This is a genomic window from Saccharothrix sp. NPDC042600, from assembly GCF_040647305.1.
In the GTDB taxonomy this organism is placed as follows: domain Bacteria; phylum Actinomycetota; class Actinomycetes; order Mycobacteriales; family Pseudonocardiaceae; genus Actinosynnema; species Actinosynnema mutabilis.
The window spans coordinates 1-18262 of sequence record NZ_JBEZBW010000075.1 but is presented as its reverse complement, the minus strand read 5'-3'; the positions used below and the strand labels follow the sequence as shown (position 1 = coordinate 18262).

The 18262-nt window shown below is 71.9% G+C and carries 16 protein-coding genes; 9 read left to right on the top strand and 7 right to left on the bottom strand.

Annotation, left to right across the window (positions count from 1 at the left end):
- Positions 1-81 precede the first annotated feature (81 nt).
- Positions 82-981 (top strand): ABC transporter ATP-binding protein, encoded by a 900-nt coding sequence (locus tag AB0A74_RS31515; RefSeq protein WP_358255181.1) that lies wholly within the window; start codon positions 82-84, stop codon positions 979-981.
- Positions 982-990: 9 nt separating this feature from the next.
- Here AB0A74_RS31515 and AB0A74_RS31510 read toward each other — a convergent pair whose 3' ends face one another.
- Positions 991-2196 (bottom strand): S8 family serine peptidase, encoded by a 1206-nt coding sequence (locus AB0A74_RS31510; protein WP_358255179.1) that lies wholly within the window; start codon positions 2194-2196, stop codon positions 991-993.
- 236 nt (positions 2197-2432) lie between these two features.
- Between AB0A74_RS31510 and AB0A74_RS31505 the strand changes: the two genes are divergently transcribed.
- From AB0A74_RS31505 to AB0A74_RS31485, 5 genes are all read left to right on the top strand, one after another.
- Positions 2433-3014: a hypothetical protein gene (locus AB0A74_RS31505; RefSeq protein WP_358255178.1), complete on the top strand. Its 582-nt coding sequence runs from the start codon at positions 2433-2435 to the stop codon at positions 3012-3014.
- 92 nt (positions 3015-3106) lie between these two features.
- Positions 3107-3748: a tRNA (guanosine(46)-N7)-methyltransferase TrmB gene (gene trmB, locus AB0A74_RS31500; protein WP_358255215.1), complete on the top strand. Its 642-nt coding sequence runs from the start codon at positions 3107-3109 to the stop codon at positions 3746-3748.
- A gap of 145 nt (positions 3749-3893) precedes the next feature.
- The gene (locus tag AB0A74_RS31495; protein ID WP_358255176.1) at positions 3894-5015 is read left to right on the top strand and encodes a nitric oxide synthase oxygenase; all 1122 of its coding nucleotides are present in this window, start codon (positions 3894-3896) and stop codon (positions 5013-5015) included.
- 272 nt (positions 5016-5287) lie between these two features.
- Positions 5288-6460: a histidine kinase gene (locus AB0A74_RS31490; protein ID WP_358255174.1), complete on the top strand. Its 1173-nt coding sequence runs from the start codon at positions 5288-5290 to the stop codon at positions 6458-6460.
- Positions 6461-6515: 55 nt separating this feature from the next.
- Positions 6516-7817: an amidohydrolase gene (locus AB0A74_RS31485; protein WP_358255173.1), complete on the top strand. Its 1302-nt coding sequence runs from the start codon at positions 6516-6518 to the stop codon at positions 7815-7817.
- On the opposite strand, the gene AB0A74_RS31480 is transcribed toward AB0A74_RS31485, so the two are convergent.
- From AB0A74_RS31480 to AB0A74_RS31465, 4 genes are all read right to left on the bottom strand, one after another.
- On the bottom strand, positions 7814-8485 hold the full coding sequence (locus AB0A74_RS31480) for an SDR family oxidoreductase (protein WP_358255172.1): 672 nt from the start codon (positions 8483-8485) through the stop codon (positions 7814-7816). The two genes, AB0A74_RS31485 and AB0A74_RS31480, sit on opposite strands and share 4 nt — an antisense overlap.
- Before the next feature lie 152 nt (positions 8486-8637).
- Positions 8638-10719: a PhoX family phosphatase gene (locus tag AB0A74_RS31475; protein ID WP_358255171.1), complete on the bottom strand. Its 2082-nt coding sequence runs from the start codon at positions 10717-10719 to the stop codon at positions 8638-8640.
- A gap of 137 nt (positions 10720-10856) precedes the next feature.
- Positions 10857-12860: a PhoX family phosphatase gene (locus AB0A74_RS31470; protein WP_358255170.1), complete on the bottom strand. Its 2004-nt coding sequence runs from the start codon at positions 12858-12860 to the stop codon at positions 10857-10859.
- Positions 12861-12920: 60 nt separating this feature from the next.
- The gene (locus tag AB0A74_RS31465) at positions 12921-14093 is read right to left on the bottom strand and encodes an MFS transporter (protein WP_358255169.1); all 1173 of its coding nucleotides are present in this window, start codon (positions 14091-14093) and stop codon (positions 12921-12923) included.
- A gap of 64 nt (positions 14094-14157) precedes the next feature.
- Between AB0A74_RS31465 and AB0A74_RS31460 the strand changes: the two genes are divergently transcribed.
- Together AB0A74_RS31460 and AB0A74_RS31455 are read left to right on the top strand one after the other, a co-directional pair.
- Entirely contained in the window at positions 14158-14811 is a 654-nt protein-coding gene (locus AB0A74_RS31460) for an HAD family phosphatase (RefSeq protein ID WP_358255168.1), read from the top strand.
- A gap of 116 nt (positions 14812-14927) precedes the next feature.
- Entirely contained in the window at positions 14928-15653 is a 726-nt protein-coding gene (locus AB0A74_RS31455) for an SDR family oxidoreductase (protein WP_358255167.1), read from the top strand.
- A 58-nt stretch (positions 15654-15711) separates the two neighbouring features.
- Here AB0A74_RS31455 and AB0A74_RS31450 read toward each other — a convergent pair whose 3' ends face one another.
- Together AB0A74_RS31450 and AB0A74_RS31445 are read right to left on the bottom strand one after the other, a co-directional pair.
- Positions 15712-16803, bottom strand: coding sequence for an inositol-3-phosphate synthase (locus AB0A74_RS31450; protein ID WP_358255165.1), 1092 nt, complete (start codon positions 16801-16803; stop codon positions 15712-15714).
- Positions 16804-16832: 29 nt separating this feature from the next.
- Positions 16833-17375: a PadR family transcriptional regulator gene (locus AB0A74_RS31445; RefSeq protein ID WP_337723526.1), complete on the bottom strand. Its 543-nt coding sequence runs from the start codon at positions 17373-17375 to the stop codon at positions 16833-16835.
- Between the two features lie 166 nt (positions 17376-17541).
- Here AB0A74_RS31445 and AB0A74_RS31440 point away from each other — a divergent pair, with 166 nt between their 5' ends.
- Positions 17542-17946, top strand: a complete 405-nt coding sequence (locus AB0A74_RS31440; protein ID WP_343933858.1) for a DUF5318 domain-containing protein — start codon at positions 17542-17544, stop codon at positions 17944-17946.
- The last annotated feature ends 316 nt before the right edge of the window (positions 17947-18262 follow it).

Below are 18262 nucleotides of genomic sequence, written 5' to 3'. Positions count from 1 at the left end.
GGGAGGTCCGGGTCGCCTTTCGGGGAGGTGGCCCGGACCTCCGTCGTTTAGGTTCGCCTCACGGATCGGACAGGAGCTGTCATGATCGAAGCGACCGGACTCACCAAGCACTACGGACGCACCGTCGCGGTGGACGACCTGTCGTTCACCGTCGAGGCCGGCCGGGTCACCGGGTTCCTCGGCCCGAACGGCGCGGGCAAGTCCACGACCATGCGGATGATCCTCGGGCTCGACCGCCCGACCAGCGGCAAGGTCCTCATCGACGGCAAGACCTACCACGAGCTGCACCGCCCGCTGGGCACCGTCGGCGCCCTGCTCGACGCGAAGTGGGTGCACCCCAACAGGTCCGCGCGGGCGCACCTGCTGTGGCTCGCGAAGTCCAACGGCATCCCCGCGCGGCGCGTGGACGAGGTGCTCGAACTCGTCGGCCTCACCCAGGTGGCCAAGCGGCGCGCCGGCGGGTTCTCGCTGGGCATGTCGCAGCGGCTGGGCATCGCGGGCGCGCTGCTGGGCGACCCGAAGGTGCTGCTGTTCGACGAACCGGTCAACGGCCTGGACCCCGAGGGCATCCAGTGGATCCGGCAGTTCATGCACCGGCTGGCCGACCAGGGGCGGACCGTGTTCGTGTCCAGCCACCTGCTGTCGGAGATGGCGCAGACCGCCCAGGACCTGATCGTCATCGGGCGCGGCCGGCTGATCGCCCAGACCAGCACCGAGCAGTTCATCGAGGACGCCACCGAGGACGCCGTGCGCGTCCGCTCGCCGCACCTGGACCGGTTGCGCGAGCTGCTGCCCCGCGAGGCGCGGGTCACCGACGGGGACGGCTCGCTGGTCGTCCACGGCCTGGAGTCGGCGCACATCGGCGAGCTGGCCGCGCTCAACGGCATCACGCTGCACGAGCTGAGCCCCCAGCGCGGATCGCTGGAGGAGGCGTTCATCCAGCTGACCAAGGAATCCGTCGAGTACCACGCGCACGAGTAGCCGCCGAATTCACCACTGCGTGCGTTTCCAGAATTCTTCCGGGGGCGGTGGAATTTCCCGGTGGACCGGCGGCGGCGGCTCCGGCCGGCGCGTCCGGGACAACAGGACACCGGCGACGGCGACGCCGACGAGAATGGCCAGCAAGCCGCCGAGGACGATCCCGGCGCGGGCGCCGTCGCCCCAGGCGGGTCCGTTGACGGCGCGTTCGACGCGCGGCTGCGACGACGTCGGGACGGGCGCGGCGGTGGTGCGCGGCGGCGGGGCCAGCGGGTTGCGCTGGACGTCGGCGACGTCGGCGGTGATCGCCGCGACCGGATCGACCTGGCCGAAGCCGGTGGCCTCGTCGCGGCCCGGCACGCCGGCGTCGGTCGCCGTCGTGATCAGGCGGTTCACCACGCTGGCGGCGTTCATGTCCGGGTAGGTGGCGCGGACCAGGGCCGCCGCGCCGGACACCAGGGCGGTCGCGGCGGACGTGCCGTCCATCTCGGCGTACCCGGTGTCCACGACGGACTTCGGCACCGCGGACACGATCCCCTTCGCGGGCGCGGCCAGCACCGTCTCCGGGCCGGTGTTGGACGAGCCCCACGGCACCAGGTCGCGCTCGGTGCCGGCCACGGCCAGCACGCCGCGGATGTTGGCGGGCGCGCCGATGCGCTCGACGCCGTCGTTGCCGGTGCCCGCGACCACCACGACGTCGTGGTCGAACGCGTGGTTCACGGCCCGCAGCAGGTCGGGGGTGAGGGTGGCCTCGGAGGTCAGGGACAGGTTGACCACGTCCGCGCCCTGGTCGACGGCCCAGGTGATGCCCTCGGCGACCGCCGCGGTGGTGAACTTCGCGCCGTCCGAGCCCACCGACACCGGCAGGATCGTGGCCTCCGGCGCGACGCCCTGCGCGCCGCCGTCGACGCCGCGGCCGGCGATCAGCGCGGCCATCGCGGTGCCGTGGCCGTCGGTGTCCCGGGTGCCGCCGGTGCCGGTCGCGGAGCCGAACCCGGTGCCCGGCAGCACGGCGCCGCCGCCCAGGTCGGGGACGGTGACGTCCACGCCCGAGTCCACGACGGCCACCACGACACCCCGGCCGCGCGAGTACTCGTGCGCCTTGGGCACGGCGAGCGCGTCCAGGTGCCACTGTTGGTCGCGGATCGTCTGCGCGTGCGCCGGCGGCGGGGCGCACAGCACGATCAGGAGCGCGGCGAGCAACGCCCGGCGGAGCATCCCCGAAATTCCCCCTGTGGTCGAGGTCACAACACTATTCCATGTCTCGGATGTTTCAACGGAGTTCCACCCGGCAATCGGAGTAAGGGGTTCGTTAAGAGCCCGTGAACTCCGGCACAGCACCATGACAAGAACGTGTGGACCCGGTCAGATGGAAAGCAGGGAATCGCGAGGCGGCGATCGTCCGCACGCGAATTCCGATCCCCCCCGTCAAGGAACCCTCCGGAGGTGAACCCGTGACGGTGCTTGATCCGGACCTGAACGCCGACTCGTCGGCTACCGGGTCGACGAACCTGCCACGGCAACGCGACCACGCCCTTCGCGTCGAACCGATGATGGCACTGGAATGGTCGCACGCGATCGAACCCGCGGGCGGTGTCGGCATCGCCACGACGCCGGCGCAGACCCGCCGGGCGTGGCTGCACCGGGCCGACGAGCAGCAGGTGCTGGCGTTGTTCCGGGCCGTGGGCGCGGACGCCCCGGCACCGTGGTGGCTGCGGGCGCTGGCCCGCGGCAAGCTGCCCTCGCGGGCGGCGGGCTTCGCGGTCGAGGACGAGGTGACCGACCTGCTCGCCGACCGGCCGGGCTGGGTCTTCGTGCCGTGGGCCGCCGACGGCGAGGTCGGCTACTGGGAGTTCGTGCCCTCCGAGAGCGGCGTCTACGGGCCCGCCGAACCGACGACCGTGCAGTTCACCGACCGGCACCCCGGCTGGGTGGACCTCCTCCCGGCGCACCGGGGACCCGGCACGCGGCAGCCGATCGCGTTCACGCCGGCCGCGCTGCGTGAGCAGATCGAGGACCTGGAGAACATCGCGTAACCGGTCGCTGCTTAGGCTGTGCGCCTGTGACGTCCAGCCAGCGCCCGCCGCACCACCGTTCCGTCGTCAGCTACGTGCAACGCGGGGAGCGGATGACCGTCGGGCAGCAGCGCGCGTGGGACCGCCACTGGGAGCGCTTGGGCCGTGAGGTCAAGGCGCTCCCGGCCGGTCCCGTCGACTTCGCCGCGTGGTTCGAGCGCGACGCCCCCGTGCTGTTGGAGATCGGCTCCGGCATGGGCGAGACGACGGCGCAGCTCGTCGCGGCGGTCCCGGACGTCAACTACGTCGCCGTCGAGGTCTACAAGCCGGGCCTGGCGCAGTTGCTGATGCGCGCCGAGGCGCTCGGGGCGACCAACCTGCGGGTGCTGCGCGGCGACGCCGTGGACCTGCTCACCGACCACGTCGAGCCCGGCACGCTGAGCGGCGTGCGGATCTTCTTCCCCGACCCGTGGCCCAAGAAGAAGCACCACAAGCGCCGGCTGGTGCAGCCGGAGTTCGTGCGCCTGGTGGCCTCGCGGCTCGAACCGGGCGGCACGCTGCACCTCGCGACGGACTGGGAGCACTACGCCGAGCAGATGCTGGAGGTCTGCTCCGCCGAGCCGCTGCTGCGCAACCGGTACGACGGGTGGGCGCCGCGGCCGGAGTGGCGGCCGGTGACGAAGTTCGAGCAGCGGGCGGTCGAGGAGGACCGGGTCAGCCACGACCTGATGTTCGACCGGATCGAGACCACCTGACCGTGTCATAAAGCCACGTCATCGAGTGGTCGAGACGGCGACGGTCGGTCGTTTCGTCACCCCATCGGGTGGGCTTTGTTGATCACCCGGTGTGCCCCGTCTGGCAGTGACGGGTGACGTCGTTCCGCAACTACGGTTGCCGCCCGTGACCGTCGTAGACAACGAACCGATAACGCTCGACATCGACGCGGCGGAGGGTTTCCTCCGCATGTTCCACATCGCCCACCCCGAGGCCGGACCCGTCGGACCCCGCCTGGCGGAGGTCCGCGACGAGATCGCCGAGACCGGCACGTACCGCCACACCACCGCCGAGCTGTCCTACGGCACGCGCATCGCGCTGCGCGACAGCGGCTGGTGCACCAGCGGCGTCCCGTGGCGGCGGCTCAAGGTCCGCGACCTGCGCGGCTACCGCAACGCCGCCGCCGTCGCCGGCGAGTGCGTGGAGCACCTGCGGCTGGCCACCAACGGCGGCGAGGTCCGCCCGCTGGTCACCGTGTTCGCCCCGGACACCCCCACCGCGCCCGGCCCGTGCATCTGGAACGAGCAGCTCGTCCGGTACGCGGGGTACGCCGACGGCACCGGCGACCGGCGCTACGCCGCGTTCACCGACGCCGTGCAGGGCATGGGGTGGCGGCCACCGGAGCGGCCCGGCCGGTTCGACGTGCTGCCGCTGGTCGTGGAGACCGCGCACGAGGGGCCGAAGCTGTTCACCATCCCGCCGGACGTGGTGCACGAGGTGTGCCTGGAGCACCCCGAGCTGCCGTGGTTCGGCTCGCTGGGCCTGCGCTGGCACGCCGTCCCGCTGATCACCAACATGAAGCTGTGCATCGGCGGCGTCACCTACCCCGCCGCCCCGTTCAACACCTGGTTCGTCGGCTCCGAGGTCGGCACCCGCAGCCTCGCCGACGAGGGCGGCTACGGCGCCGCGCGGCCCGTCGCCGAGGCCCTGGGCCTGGACACCTCCGCCGAGCGCACCCTGTGGCGCGACCGCGCCGTGGTCGAGCTGAACCGGGCCGTCCTGCACTCGTTCGACCTCGCCGAGGTCACCATCACCGACCACCACGCCGAGTCGCTGCACCGCCTGTCGTGGCTGCGCTCCCGGCAGCGGGCGTCGACCAACCGCCCCGCGTTCCGCCTGGAGGCCTCCGCCGCCCGCCGGGCCCGCACCGGCGGTCCCGCGCGCTTCTCCCACGCGGCCCTGGAAACCACCCGACCGCAGTCCCCCGGGCGCCTCGCCGAACTGCTCCGCCGCCGCGCCGAGGGGTGACGGCTCACCGCTGCGAATCCACCAGCACGCCGGCGATCGCCATCAGGACCAGCACCAACAGCCCCAGCACCGCACCGGCCCACGTCGCCACAACCGTGAACATGTCGTTCCTCCGTTCCCCGACCTGCCCTTCCAGAGTCACCCCCGCGCACGTCGTCCGACATCGGCCACAGGGGTATTTCGCCACGCGTTCGGGTCAGTCCCGCGGATGACACCCCTCCCCGACCGGGGGAGGACGCGGGATCAGCCGTCAGGACATACGGTGACGTCCCGTGGAGAGCACTCACCTCGGCTGGCGCACCCTGGCCAAGCGCCAGTGGCCGCTGGCGTGCGCGCTGCTCTTCTTCGCCGGCAGCGAGACCCTGAGCGACGGGACGTCCTGGTGGCAGCTGCCCGGCACGGCCGTGGTGTGCGCGCTGGCCGTGCTGTCCCCGCGCCGGCCGTTCGACGCGGCCCTGGGCGCCGCCACGGCGCTGGTCGCGTCGTCGGTGGTGCTGGACGTGGTGGACGAGACCGCCGGACCGGCCGTGCTGGTGGCCGGCGCGACGCTGTCCGAGGGCGCGGCGACGATGGCGCTGATCGCCATCCTGGTGCGCCAGGCGCCGCTACCGCGCGTGCTCGTCGGCGTGGTGGCACTCGTCCTCGCGGTGGGGTTCACCCAGCCACTCCGCCCGTCGTACTGGGAGCGGTACTACTCGGACGTCGACTACTCGGGGCCCACGTTCTGGCAACAGGTGCTGGCGGGGACCATCCTGCTCGTGCTGTCGGTCGGCACCGGCCTGTACTTCCGGGCGCGGGACCGCGAGCGCGCGACGACCCTGCGGGCCGAGGTGGCCGCCGCTCAGCACGCCGAGCGGATGGCGCTGGCCCGCGAGCTGCACGACGTGGTGGCGCACTACGTGACCGGGATCGTCGTGCACGCCCAGGCGGCGCAAGCGGTGCCCGCCGCGGCGCAGGAGGTGCTGCCGATCATCGCGCAGAGCGGCAACGAGGCGCTGACCGCGATGCGGCGCCTGGTCGGCACGCTGCGCGGATCGGAGACGGACGCCGCGCCCGCCGCGACCAGCGACCTGGCCGACGACGTGAAGCAGGTGGTCGCCCAGTCGGGTCAGCCGGTGCGGCTGTCGCTGGACCTGCCGTCGGAGGTGCCGCCGTCGCTGGGTCGGTCGGTGCTGCGGCTGGTGCAGGAGTCGCTGACCAACACGCGCAAGCACGCCGAGGGCGTGACGGCGGTGGACGTGTCGGTGGCGGTGGACGGCGGGGTCGTGCACGTGGTGGTCGCCGACGACGGGCGCGCGCCCAAGGCCGCCCCGGTGGGCGGGTCCGGCGGGTTCGGGCTGGTGGGGATGCGGGAGCGGGTCGAGCTGCTGGGCGGCACGTTCGCGGCCGGGCAGCGGCCGGCCGGGGGCTGGGAGGTCCGGGCGGCGCTGCCCATCGCCGAGTGACCCGGGAGCCGAGGCCGCGGGTGCGGAACCGGTCGCGTGCGGCAGGATCGGGGGCATGTCGTTGCGCCTGCACGCCCCCGTGGTCCTGCCCTGCGATCCGTCCTGCGCCGTGCTGCGGGACGCGGTGGTCGACGTCGTGGACGGCCGGATCGCCCACGTCGGCCCGGCCGCCGACGCGCTGCCGTTCGACGGCGAGGTGCGCCGGCTGACCGGCATCCTCATGCCCGGCCTGGTCAACACGCACGCGCACAGCCCGATGGTGGTGCTGCGCGGCCTGGGCGGCGACCTCCCGCTGCTGCGGTGGCTGCGCGAGGCCATGTGGCCCGCCGAGGCGAAGATGTCCCCGGCCGACATCGGCGCGGGCATGCTGCTGGGCGCGGTGGAGATGCTGCGCAACGGCGTCACCACCAGCTCCGAGATGTACTTCCACGGCCCCCAGCTGACCCAGGCCGTCCTCGACGCGGGGTCCCGCGTGGTGTTCGGCGCGGCGATCATGGACCTGCCCGGCCTGCCGTGGCGACCGATGACCGACGAGATCACCCGGTGGATCGACGCCGACGGGCTCCGGTTCGGGCCGCACGAGCGGATCGAGCTGTCCTACGGGCCGCACTCGGCGTACCTGATCGCGCCCGAGGCGCTGGGCGAGATCGCCGGTCTCGCGCGGGACCGGGGCGCGTTGCTGCAGATCCACGTGGCCGAGTCGCCGGAGGAGGACGTCGACCAGCGGGCGGCGTTCGGGTCGGTGCCGAAGCTGCTGGAGCAGGCGGGCGTGCTCGGCGGGCGGGTTCTGTCGGCGCACTCGGTGCACCTCTCGCCCGAGGACGTCGCGATCTACGCCAAGCACGGCGTCGGCGTCGCGCACTGCCCGGGGTCGAACACCAAGCTGGCGTCCGGCATCGCGCCGATCCGGTCCTACCTGGACGCGGGCGTGTCGGTGGGCCTGGGCACGGACGGCCCGGCGTCCAACGACGACCTGGACCTGTTCGAGGAGGCGCGGCTGGCGGCCCTGCTGGCCCGCGTGACCACGCTCGACGCCACCGCCATGCGGGCCGCCGACGCGTTGCTGCTGGCCACCCGCGGCGGCGCGGCGGCGTTGGGGCGCGAGGACATCGGCGCGCTGGAGGCGGGGCGGTGGGGCGACCTCGTGCACGTGGACGTGGACGACCCGGCGTTCGCGACCGGGTTGGACGCGCCGGACGACCAGGTGCTGGCGAACCTGGTGTGGGCGTCGGGGACGCGGCGGGTCAAGGACGTGTGGGTCGCCGGGGAGCGGGTCGTGGCCGACGGCGAGACCACCCGCGTGGACCGGCGGGAGGCCCAGGCGGGTGTCGCGGCCGTCTCGAAGCGGTTGCGCTAGCGCGGTCGGGGGCGGACGACGATCTCGGTGACGTGGGCGTCGTCCGCCGCCGTGACCGCGGCGTGCACGGCGTCGGCGACCGACTCCGGGCGCAGGTAGAGGTCCGGCTGGTAGTCGCCGGCCTCCTGGCTGCGGACGCCGCGCTGCATGTCGGTGGCCGTGCGGCCGGGGTAGACGGTGGTGACCCGCAGGTCGGTCTCCTCGGCCCGCAGCACCTCGGCGTAGGCGTGCAGGGCGAACTTGCTCGCGGCGTAGACGCCCCAGTTCGCGTTGGCCTGCCGCCCCGCGCCGGAGTTGATCAGCACGACGTGGCCGCGGGCGGCGCGCAGGAGCGGGAGCGTGAGCCGGGTCAGCTCGGCGACGGCGACGACGTTGAGGTCGAGGGTGCGCCGCCAGGTGTCGGCGCTCGCCTCGGCCAGCGGACCGAGCTCGGCGATGCCGGCGCTGTGCACCAGCACATCGAGCCGGCCGAGCCCGGCGACGGCCCCGGCGAGCTCGTCGTGGTCGGTCAACTCGACGGGCCACGGCGTCCCGACCCCGGCCTCGGCGAGGGCTTGCTCGTCCCGGCCGCCAAGCAGCAGGTCATGTGTGTCGGCGAGGCGGCGGGCGATGGCGAGCCCGATGCCTCGGGACGCGCCGGTGATCAGGGCCAAGGGTCGATCGGTCATGCCCCGACCCTAAGCCGGACCGCGAGGCCGCGTCGGCTTGTCGGGCCGCGTTTCCCGCCGATCACGCTTTCCGATCGGCGGGAAACACGGGGCGACGAGCCGACTTCCAGGCGGCCTCGCCGCGACGCCGGAGGCGGCGCCATCCAACACAGTCAGCCGCAGATGCGGCCCTTGTCCTTCTTCCACGCCACCACCACGGACGGGCGCGGCTGGGTGGCGCCGCCGTCCGGCCAGTGGGACACCGGGTTGGCCGCCGACGCGCCGTCGATCTCGCCCGGGTGCTGCACCGACACCAGCACGAAGTCGTCCTGCACGACCGGGCCGCAGGTCTCCGCGCCCTTCGGCACGGTCAGGAACTGCTTCACCCGGCCGCGGTACCTGCCCTCCACCGGCACGGCGAAGAGGCCGTCGTTGGACTTCAGGGCGTTGCCGTCGGTGGAGATCCACAGGTTGCCCTGCGAGTCGAACGCCACGTTGTCCGGGCACGAGATCGGCGACACCTGGGTCTTGTCGTACCCGCCGAAGTACGTGTCCGCCGCGTTCGGGTCGCCGCACACCAGCAGCAGCTTCCAGGAGAAGCTGGTCGCCGTGTTGTCGCCGCGGCGCTCCTCCAGCTCCAGCACGTGGCCGTGGCGGTTGTTCAGGCGCGGGTTGGGCTCGGTGGCGCCTTCCTTGCCCGCCTTGCCGCGGTCGGTGTTGTTCGTGAGCGCGGCGTAGACGCGGCGGTTGCGCGGGTTCGGCTCGACGTCCTCCGGGCGGTCCATCTTGGTGGCGCCGGCCTTGTCCGCGGCCTGGCGGGTGAAGATGTAGACCTCCTCGGCGGTGAAGCCCTCGACGAAGGACTTGTCGCCCGACGCCAGCGGGATCCACACGCCCGAGCCGTCGAACTCGCCGTCGGCCGGGAGCTTGCCGGTGCCGTCGATCTCGGCGGCCGGGCTGTCGCCGGTGAACTTCGCGACGTACAGCGTGCCCTTGTCCAGCAGCTTCTTGTTGTGCTCGCGGGCGTGGCGGCTGTTGCCCGGCTTGTACCGCTCGTCGGAGACGAACTTGTACATGTAGTCGAACCGCTCGTCGTCGCCCATGTACGCGACCACGCGGCCGTCGCGGGCCACGATCACGTTCGCGCCCTCGTGCTTGAACCGGCCCAGCGCGGTGTGCTTGACCGGGGTGGAGGTCGGGTCGAGCGGGTCCACCTCGACGACCCAGCCGAAGCGGTTGGGCTCGTTGGGCTCCTGCGCCACGTCGAACCGCTTGTCGAACCGCTCCCACTTGCGGGTCGTCGCGCCGCCGGACAGGCCGTAGCGCGCGAGCCGCGCCTTCTGCACCGGGTCGGTGACGGTGCCCGCGTTGGCGAAGTACTGGTTGAAGTTCTCCTCGCCGGACAGGATCGTGCCCCACGGCGTCACGCCGCCGGCGCAGTTGTTCAGCGTGCCGAACACCTTGGTGCCGGTCGGGTCGGCGGAGGTCTTCAGGTACTGGGAACCGGCGGCCGGACCGGTCAGCTCGAACTCGGACTTCACCGTGATGCGGCGGTTGAAGTGCTTGTCCACCTTGGGCACCAGCTTGCCGCTGCGGTGGTCGCGCTCGACCACGACGACCGACAGGCCGTGCGCGGCCCACGCGATCTCGGTCTGCTCCCTGGTCGGGTTGTTCGAGTCCCAGTTCTTGAACAGGAACTCCTCGGACGTGTACTCGTGGTTGGACACCATGAGCCAGCGGTTCCAGTGGTTCAGCGGGACCAGGCCGCAGAAGTCGTTGTTGAAGCCGAACTGCTTGGCCTGCGCGGCGGCGGTCTGGTGGTCGAAGTCGAACGCGGGCGCGCCCGGCAGCACCGGGTCGCCCCAGCGGATCACGACGGCCGACTCGTAGCCCTCGGGCGTGACGACGCGGTCCTCGGTGTTCGGCGCGACCGGCTCGAAGTTCAGCCCGTCCCGGCCCCACCGGCGGCCCTGGGCCTCCACGTCGGCGGCCTCGGGCTCGGCGGCGGCCGTGCCCGCGCCGGCCAGCCCGACGCCCGCGCCCGCGACGGCGAGCACCGCGCCGGCCTTGAGCAGGCCGCGGCGGCGGACGACGTCGCCGACCACGTCGCCGAAGTAGGCGTTGTCGGACGTGTTGGGCGCCTCGTGCGCGCAGGCGTCGCCGCAGCGGTACTTGCAGGTGATCGCCGACCGCCCGAGGGGGTGGTTGGGCAGCAGGGGCAGCAGGCGCCGGCCCCGATCGGTGGACGAGGACACGCGGACCTCCGAGATCGCTTCAGGTGGGAACCTGGGCGAACGTAGGTTCACAAGTCCTCGTCCAGGCGGCGTGGAGGTGAACGCGAGGCGAACACCTCAAGCCCTTGCCGACCGGAACCGGCTGGTCACCGCGCGTGTCAGTCGCCGATGAACCCGTCGCGCCACACCGCTACGACGGATGGGCGCGGCTGCGAGTCCCCGCCGTCGGGCCAGTGCGACACCGGGTTGTCCGCCGACGCCCCGTCCACCTCGCCCGGGTGCTGCACGCACACCGTGATCACGCGGTCCCCGATCACCGGTCCGCACGTCTCGGCCCCGCGCGGCACGGTCAGGAACGCCTTGAGGTGACCGCGTTCCGGGCCGTGCAGCGGCATCGCGTACAGGCCGTCGTTGAGCCCGTTCAGCGCGCCCGCCGAGTCCGTGGAGATCCACAGGTTGCCGTGCCGGTCGAACGCCACGTTGTCGGGGCTGGAGAGCGGCGACACCTTGGACTTGTCGTAGCCCGCGAAGTACGTGCTCGGGTCGGCGGGGTCGCCGCACACCAGCACCAGGTTCCACGAGAAGTGCGGGGACAGCGCGTCCCCGCCGCGTTCGCGCAGCTCCAAGACCTGGCCGTGCTTGTTGAACGTGCGCGGGTTCGGCTCGGTCGCGCCTTCCTTGCCGGGCTTGCCGCGGTCGACGTTGTTGCTCAGCGCGCAGTAGACCGTGCCGGTGTGCGGGTGGGTCTGGATGTCCTCGGGGCGGTCCATCTTCGTGGCGCCGACCTTGTCCGCCGCCAGCCTCGTGAAGACGTAGACCTCTTCCGCGGTCATGCCGTCCACGTAGGACTTGTCGCCGCGGGCCAGCGGGATCCACTCGCCGCGCCCGTCGAACCTGCCGTCCGCGGGCAGCGCGCCGGAGCCGTCGATCTCCGCCGGGTCGCTGTCGCCCTTGAACCGCGCGACGTAGAGGGTGCCGTCGTCGAGCAGGGTCATGTTGTGGCGGCGCGCGGATTTGCTGTTGCCCGACCGCACCTTGCCGGTGGAGACGAACTTGTAGATGTACTCGAACCGCTCGTCGTCGCCGGAGTAGGCGACCACGCGGCCGTCGCGGGCGATGCGGACGTTGGCGCACTCGTGCTTGAAGCGGCCCAGCGCCGTGTGCTTGACCGGCGTGGAGTCCGGGTCGTTCGGGTCGAGTTCCACGACCCAGCCGAACCGGTTGACCTCGTTGGGTTCCTGCGCGAGGTCGAACCGCTTGTCGAACCGCTCCCACTTGCGGGTCGTCGCGCCGGCGGGGATGCCGTAGCGGGTGCGGCGCGGGTCGGTGCCGCCGTTGGCGAAGTACTGGTTGAAGTTCTCCTCGCCGGACAGGATCGTGCCCCACGGCGTCACGCCGCCGGCGCAGTTGTTCAGCGTGCCGAACACCTTGGTGCCGGTCGGGTCGGCGGAGGTCTTGAGCAGGTCAGACCCCGCCGCCGGGCCGCGCAGCTCGAACGGCGTCGTCATGGTGACGCGGCGGTTGTAGCGGGAGAACGCGGGCGTCAGGCGGCCACCGCGCTGCTCGACCTGGACCACGGACAGGCCGTGCGCGGCCCACGCGATCTCGACCTGTTCCCGGGTGGGGTTCGCGGGGTCGTAGCCGCGGAACATGAAGCTCTCGCTGGTGTACTCGTGGTTGGTGACCAGGAGGTTCGTGCGGGCCAGGGCGTCCAGCGGGAGGAGGGCGGCGAAGTCGCAGTTGAACCCGAACTGGCGGGCCTGGGCGGCGGCGGTCTGGTGGTCGAAGTCGAACGCGGGCGCGTCGGGGAACAGCGGGTCGCCCCAGCGGATGACGACGGCCTGGCGGTAGCCCTCGGGGACCACGACCTCGTCACGCGTGTTCGGCCGCACCGGGGTGAAGTTCAGGCCGCGGGTGTGCCGGGTGCCCGCGGCGGTCTCGGTCTCGGTCCCGGACTCGGCGGACGCGACGACCGGGACGCCGGCCAGCGCGGTCGCCACGACGCCCGCCTTGATCGCCGCACGCCGGCTGATCAGGTCGCCGAAGTACGGGTTCGCGGAGGTGTTGGGGGCGTCGTGGAAGCACGCGTCGCCGCAGCGGTAGCGGCAGGTCACCGCCGCACGGCCCGGGGAGTGGTTGGGCAGCAGGGGAAGGTGTCGCACGGTCTGCGCTCCTACGGGTCAGGTCGGGTCCACTGACCGTAGGCCGGCGTTCACCGGTTGTTAACCCACCACTTCTTCACCGATCAGCGCGTCCTCGGCTGTGATCGGGCGGTCCGGCGACCGGCCGAGGCTGAGCAGCCCGGCGGCCAACACGCACGCCAGGGCCGCGACCACGAACGGGTGCGCCAGGTGTCCGACGAACGTCGCCGCTAGCGCGCCGCCGAGCCAGCGCAGGAAGTTGTACCCGGCGCTGGCGACCGGGCGCGGCGCCGGGCTGATGCTCATCGCGGTGCCGGTGAACAGGGTGTTGAGCAGCCCGCTGACCAGGCCGCTGACGATGACGGCGACCACCAGCAGCGGCTTGTTCGGCACGGCCATGACCAGCATGAGCGCGCCGAACGCGAGGACGGCGGCGATGGTGGCGCGGCGTTCCCCGAACCGGTCGGCGAGCCGGGGCGCCAGCCAGACGCTGGACACGGCGACGCACACGCCCCAGCCGAAGAAGATCAGCCCGATCGCGACCGCGCTGTAGTGCAGCACGAACGGCGACCAGGCCAGGACGGCGAAGAACGCGCCGGTGTAGAGGGCCGAGCCGAGCGCGGTGCGCAGCAGACCGGGGTGCCGCAACGCCTTGAGCGGGTCGAGCAGGCCGATCCGGTGGGTGGGCTCGTCCTTGGCGAGGAAGGTCGCGCAGAGCACGAACGCGACGGCCATCAACACGGCCGTGCCGACGAACGGTCCGCGCCACGAGATGCTGCCGAGCAGCGCCCCCAGCAGCGGCCCGACGGACAGGCCGAGCCCGAGCGCGGCCTCGTAGAGCAGGATCGCGCCCTTCTGACCGCCGGACGCCGCGCCGACGATGACGCTCAAGGCGGTGGCGATGAAGAAGGCGTTGCCGAGCCCCCAGACCGCGCGCAGGGCCACCAGTTGGGTGATGTCGGCGGCGAGCGCGCACAGCAGCGTGGCGACGACGATCAGGGCGAGGCCGGCGACCAGCGTGCGCTTGGCCCCGAAGCGGGCGGACGCGGCGCCGGTGAACAGCATGGCGAGGACTTGGACGCCGAGGTAGGAGGAGAAGAGGAGGGTGACCTGCGACGGCGTGGCGTGCAGGCCTTCGGCGATGGACAGCAGGATCGGGTCGACCAGGCCGATGCCCATGAAGGCGATGACGGCGGCGAACGCCGTGACCCAGACCTGGCGGGGCTGTCCCCGGAAGAGGGCGGAAAATTTCACTTCGCCATACTAAAATTTTTTGCTTAGGGTAGCTAAGTAAGTGTGCTCACCGTACGGTGGGCACGTGGATGCGGTGGTGTTCGACCTCGACGGCGTGCTCGTGGACTCGGAAACGGTCTGGGACGAGGTGCGCCGCGCGTTCGCGGCCCGGCACGGCGGCACGTGGCTGCCCACCTCGACCCGCGACATGCAGGGCATGAGCACCCCCGAGTGGGCCGCCTACCTGGTCGAGGCGGTCGGCGTGCACCTGACCCCGGACGAGGCGGCCCGCGGCGTCGTCGCCGAGATGGCCGCCCGCTACGAGGCCGGACCACCGGTGCTGCCGGGCGCGGTCGAGGTGGTCCGGGAGGTGGCGTCGCGGTACCCGGTGGCCATCGCGAGCTCCTCGCCACCGGTGCTGATCAGGTCGTTCCTGGAAGCCACGGACCTGGCCGACGTGGTCCCGGTGGCCCTGTCGAGTGAAGAGGCCGGCGCCGGCAAACCCGCCCCCGACGTCTACCTCCTGGCGACGTCGAAGCTGGGCGTGCCCCCGAGCCGCAGCGCCGCCGTGGAGGACTCCACCAACGGCCTGCGCGCCGCCCTGGCCGCCGGCATGACGGTCTACGCCGTCCCCAACCCGCACTTCCCGCCGGACCCGGGCGTGCTGGCGGAGGTCACGGTGCTGCGGGCGCTGTCCGACCTGCCGAGCGCGCTGGCTTCGGCACGTCCGAGCGAGTGATCCTCGAACGCCCGGACGCGCCAGGGCGCCGGAGGGCGTGCGCGCTGCTGGTGCTCAGCGCGAGTTCCGGAGCGCGGGGCTCGCCCGTCCGGTCCCCACCGACCTAGCCTCGCCTCATGGATCAACCGGTTGCGGTGGTGAGCGGGGCTGCTCAGGGGATCGGGGCTCGGGTGGCCGAGGTGTTGCGGGAGGACGGGTTCCGGGTTGTCGGGTTCGACCTCCGGGAGACGCCCGGCGGGGTTGTGGGGGACGTCTCCTCCGAACAGGACGTCGAGCGGCTGGCGGACGGGCTCGAACGGGTCGACGTGCTGGTCAACAACGCCGGCATCGCCGGCATCCGGGCGTTCGAGGACACCTCGACCGAGCAGTGGCAGCGGATGCTCGCGGTCAACCTCACCGGGCCGTTCCTGCTGACCCGGGCGTTGGGGCGGAAGATGCTCGACCGGGGCTCCGGGTCCGTGGTGAACATCGCCTCCGTCGCCGGGTTGCGGGGCGTGGCCGACCGGGCCGCCTACAACACCACCAAGCACGGCCTGATCGGCATGACCCGCACCCTCGCCGTCGAGTGGGGCGCCCGGGGTGTCCGGGTCAACGCCGTCTGCCCGGGGTGGGTGAAGACGGAGATGGACGTCGAGTCCCAGGCCGGCGGGCACTACGGGGACACCGACATCACCGACCACGTGCCGCTCGGCCGGTTCGCCCACCCGGACGACATCGCGCAGGCCGTGTCGTTCCTGGCCGACGCGAAGCGCAGCTCCTTCATCAACGGGGTGGCGCTGCCGGTGGACGGTGGCTGGACCGCCGACGGCTCCTGGCAGTCGCTGCGCCTCTCCAAGCGCTGACCAGCGAAAACGCCCCTGCGCCCGACAAGGGCACAGGGGCGTTTGTCGACAAGGCGATCTAACGCTCCACGTCGCCGCGGATGAACGCCTCGACCGCGTCGCGCGCCTCGGAGTCCGAGTACTGCACCGGCGGGGACTTCATGAAGTACGACGACGCCGACAGGATCGGGCCGCCGACACCGCGGTCGAGGGCGATCTTCGCCGCGCGCACCGCGTCGATGATGATGCCCGCCGAGTTCGGCGAGTCCCACACCTCCAGCTTGTACTCCAGGTTCAGCGGCACGTCGCCGAACGCCCGGCCCTCCAGCCGCACGTACGCCCACTTGCGGTCGTCCAGCCACGCCACGTAGTCCGACGGGCCGATGTGCACGTTCCGCTTGCCCAGCTCGCGGTCCACCTGCGAGGTCACCGCCTGCGTCTTGGAGACCTTCTTGGACTCCAGCCGCTCCAGCTCCTTCATGTTCAGGAAGTCCATGTTGCCGCCCACGTTGAGCTGCATGGTGCGGTCGAGCTGGACGCCGCGGTCCTCGAACAGCTTGGCCAGCACGCGGTGCGTGATGGTGGCGCCGACCTGGGACTTGATGTCGTCGCCGACGATCGGGACGCCGGCCTCCTCGAACTTGCGCGCCCACTCGGGGTCGGAGGCGATGAACACCGGCAGGGCGTTGACGAACGCCACCTTCGCGTCGATCGCGGCCTGCGCGTAGAAGCGGTCCGCCTCCTCCGAGCCGACCGGCAGGTAGGACACGAGGACGTCGACCTCGGCGTCGCGGAGGGCCTGGACGACGTCCACCGGCTCCTCGTCGGACTCCTCGATGGTCTCCCGGTAGAACTTCCCGAGGCCGTCGAGGGTGGGTCCGCGCTGCACGGTGACGCCCAGCGGCGGCACGTCCGCGATCTTGATCGTGTTGTTCTCGCTGGCCACGATCGCCTCGGACAGGTCGACGCCGACCTTCTTGGCGTCCACGTCGAACGCGGCGACGAACTCGACGTCGCGGACGTGGTACTCGCCGAACTGGACGTGCATCAGGCCGGGCACGCGGGTGTTCGGGTCCGCGTCGCGGTAGTACTGGACGCCCTGCACCAGCGACGCCGCGCAGTTGCCGACCCCGACGATGGCCACTCGAACGGTGCGGCGGTTGTCGCCCATGCCGAGTCCTCCTTTGTGTTCTACGTCTGTCATTCGTCCCGCTCGCGCTGTTCGGCCTGCTCGTGCGCGATCAGCTCGTTGAGCCACCGCACCTCGCGTTCGGTGCTCTCCAACCCCATGCGGTGCAGCTCGCGCGTGTAGCGGTCGATCCGCTCGCTCGCGCCCGATAAAGCCGTCCGCAGCCCTTCCCGCCGCTCCTCGACCCGGCGCCGCCGGCCTTCGAGGATCCGCATCCTGATCTCCGCGGGGGTCCGGGAGAAGAACGCCAGGTGGACGCCGAACGAGTCGTCGTCCCACGTCTGGGGGCCCGCGTTGGACAGCAGGTCGGCGAACCGCTCCTTGCCCTCCGCGGTGAGCTTGTAGACCTTGCGCGCACGACGACCCCAGGTGCGGGCCTCCTCCGGCGCCTCCTCGACGATCCACCCGGCGCGTTGCAAGCGGCGCAGCGTGGGGTACAGCGTTCCGTAGGAGAACGCTCGGAACGCCCCCAGCAGTTCGTGCAAGCGCTTGCGCAGCTCGTACCCGTGCATGGGCGCTTCGTGCAGCAGCCCGAGGATGGCGAACTCCAGCACTTGTCACCTCCCGCACCAAGCTGCCCGATGGGTGCACTCAGTATATCGGTGCGATACATCCGTCCGCGCGTTGAGATGTGGCGAGGGGCACAAGGTCACAAAGTGATCGCGACCACTGCCCTGAACGGCCCATCGAAGGGGTTTTGCCGCCACGTACTCTGGTCCCGTGCTGACCCAACGGCAGGTGGTGGACTACGCCTTGCAGCGACGCGCGCTGCTGGCGGAGGTCTACGCGGGCCGGGTGGGCACGATGGAGGTCTGCGACGCCAGCCCGTACCTGCTGCGAGCTGCGAAGTTCCACGGCCGGCCGAGCGATGTGACGTGCCCGGTCTGCCGCAAGGAACCGCTGACCCTCGTGTCCTGGGTCTACGGCGACGAGCTCAAGCACGCGGCCGGGTCCGCGCGCACCGTCGAGGAACTCACCCGCATGGCGAACCTCTTCGAGGAGTTCACCGTGTACGTGGTGGAGGTCTGCCGCACATGTAGTTGGAACCACCTGGTGCAGTCATACGTCCTGGGAACGCGCGGTGTGAACTCCCGCAAACCGCGCAGGAGGACCGCGGCGGAGTGAAAGTGCTGCTCCGGCCACGGGCGTCGCTGCCGATGGCGACGGCGTACGACCACCGAACCGCGTGCGACGGCACGCCGGTCTTGGAGGCCATTTCGTGAACGACCAGCATGACGACAGGCACCGTGGCGCGGAGCCGCAGTGGCCGACGGGTGAGGACCCGGACGCCCGCCTGGCACCCCGCCGCGGCGCAGGGGATCAGCCGGACCGTCCGAACACGCCACCGGGCGGTTTCGAGCGCCAGCCGCGCCACGCCGCTCGGCCAACGGCTCAACCAACCGCTCAACCAACGGCTCGATCGCGCCCAACACGTCCGTCA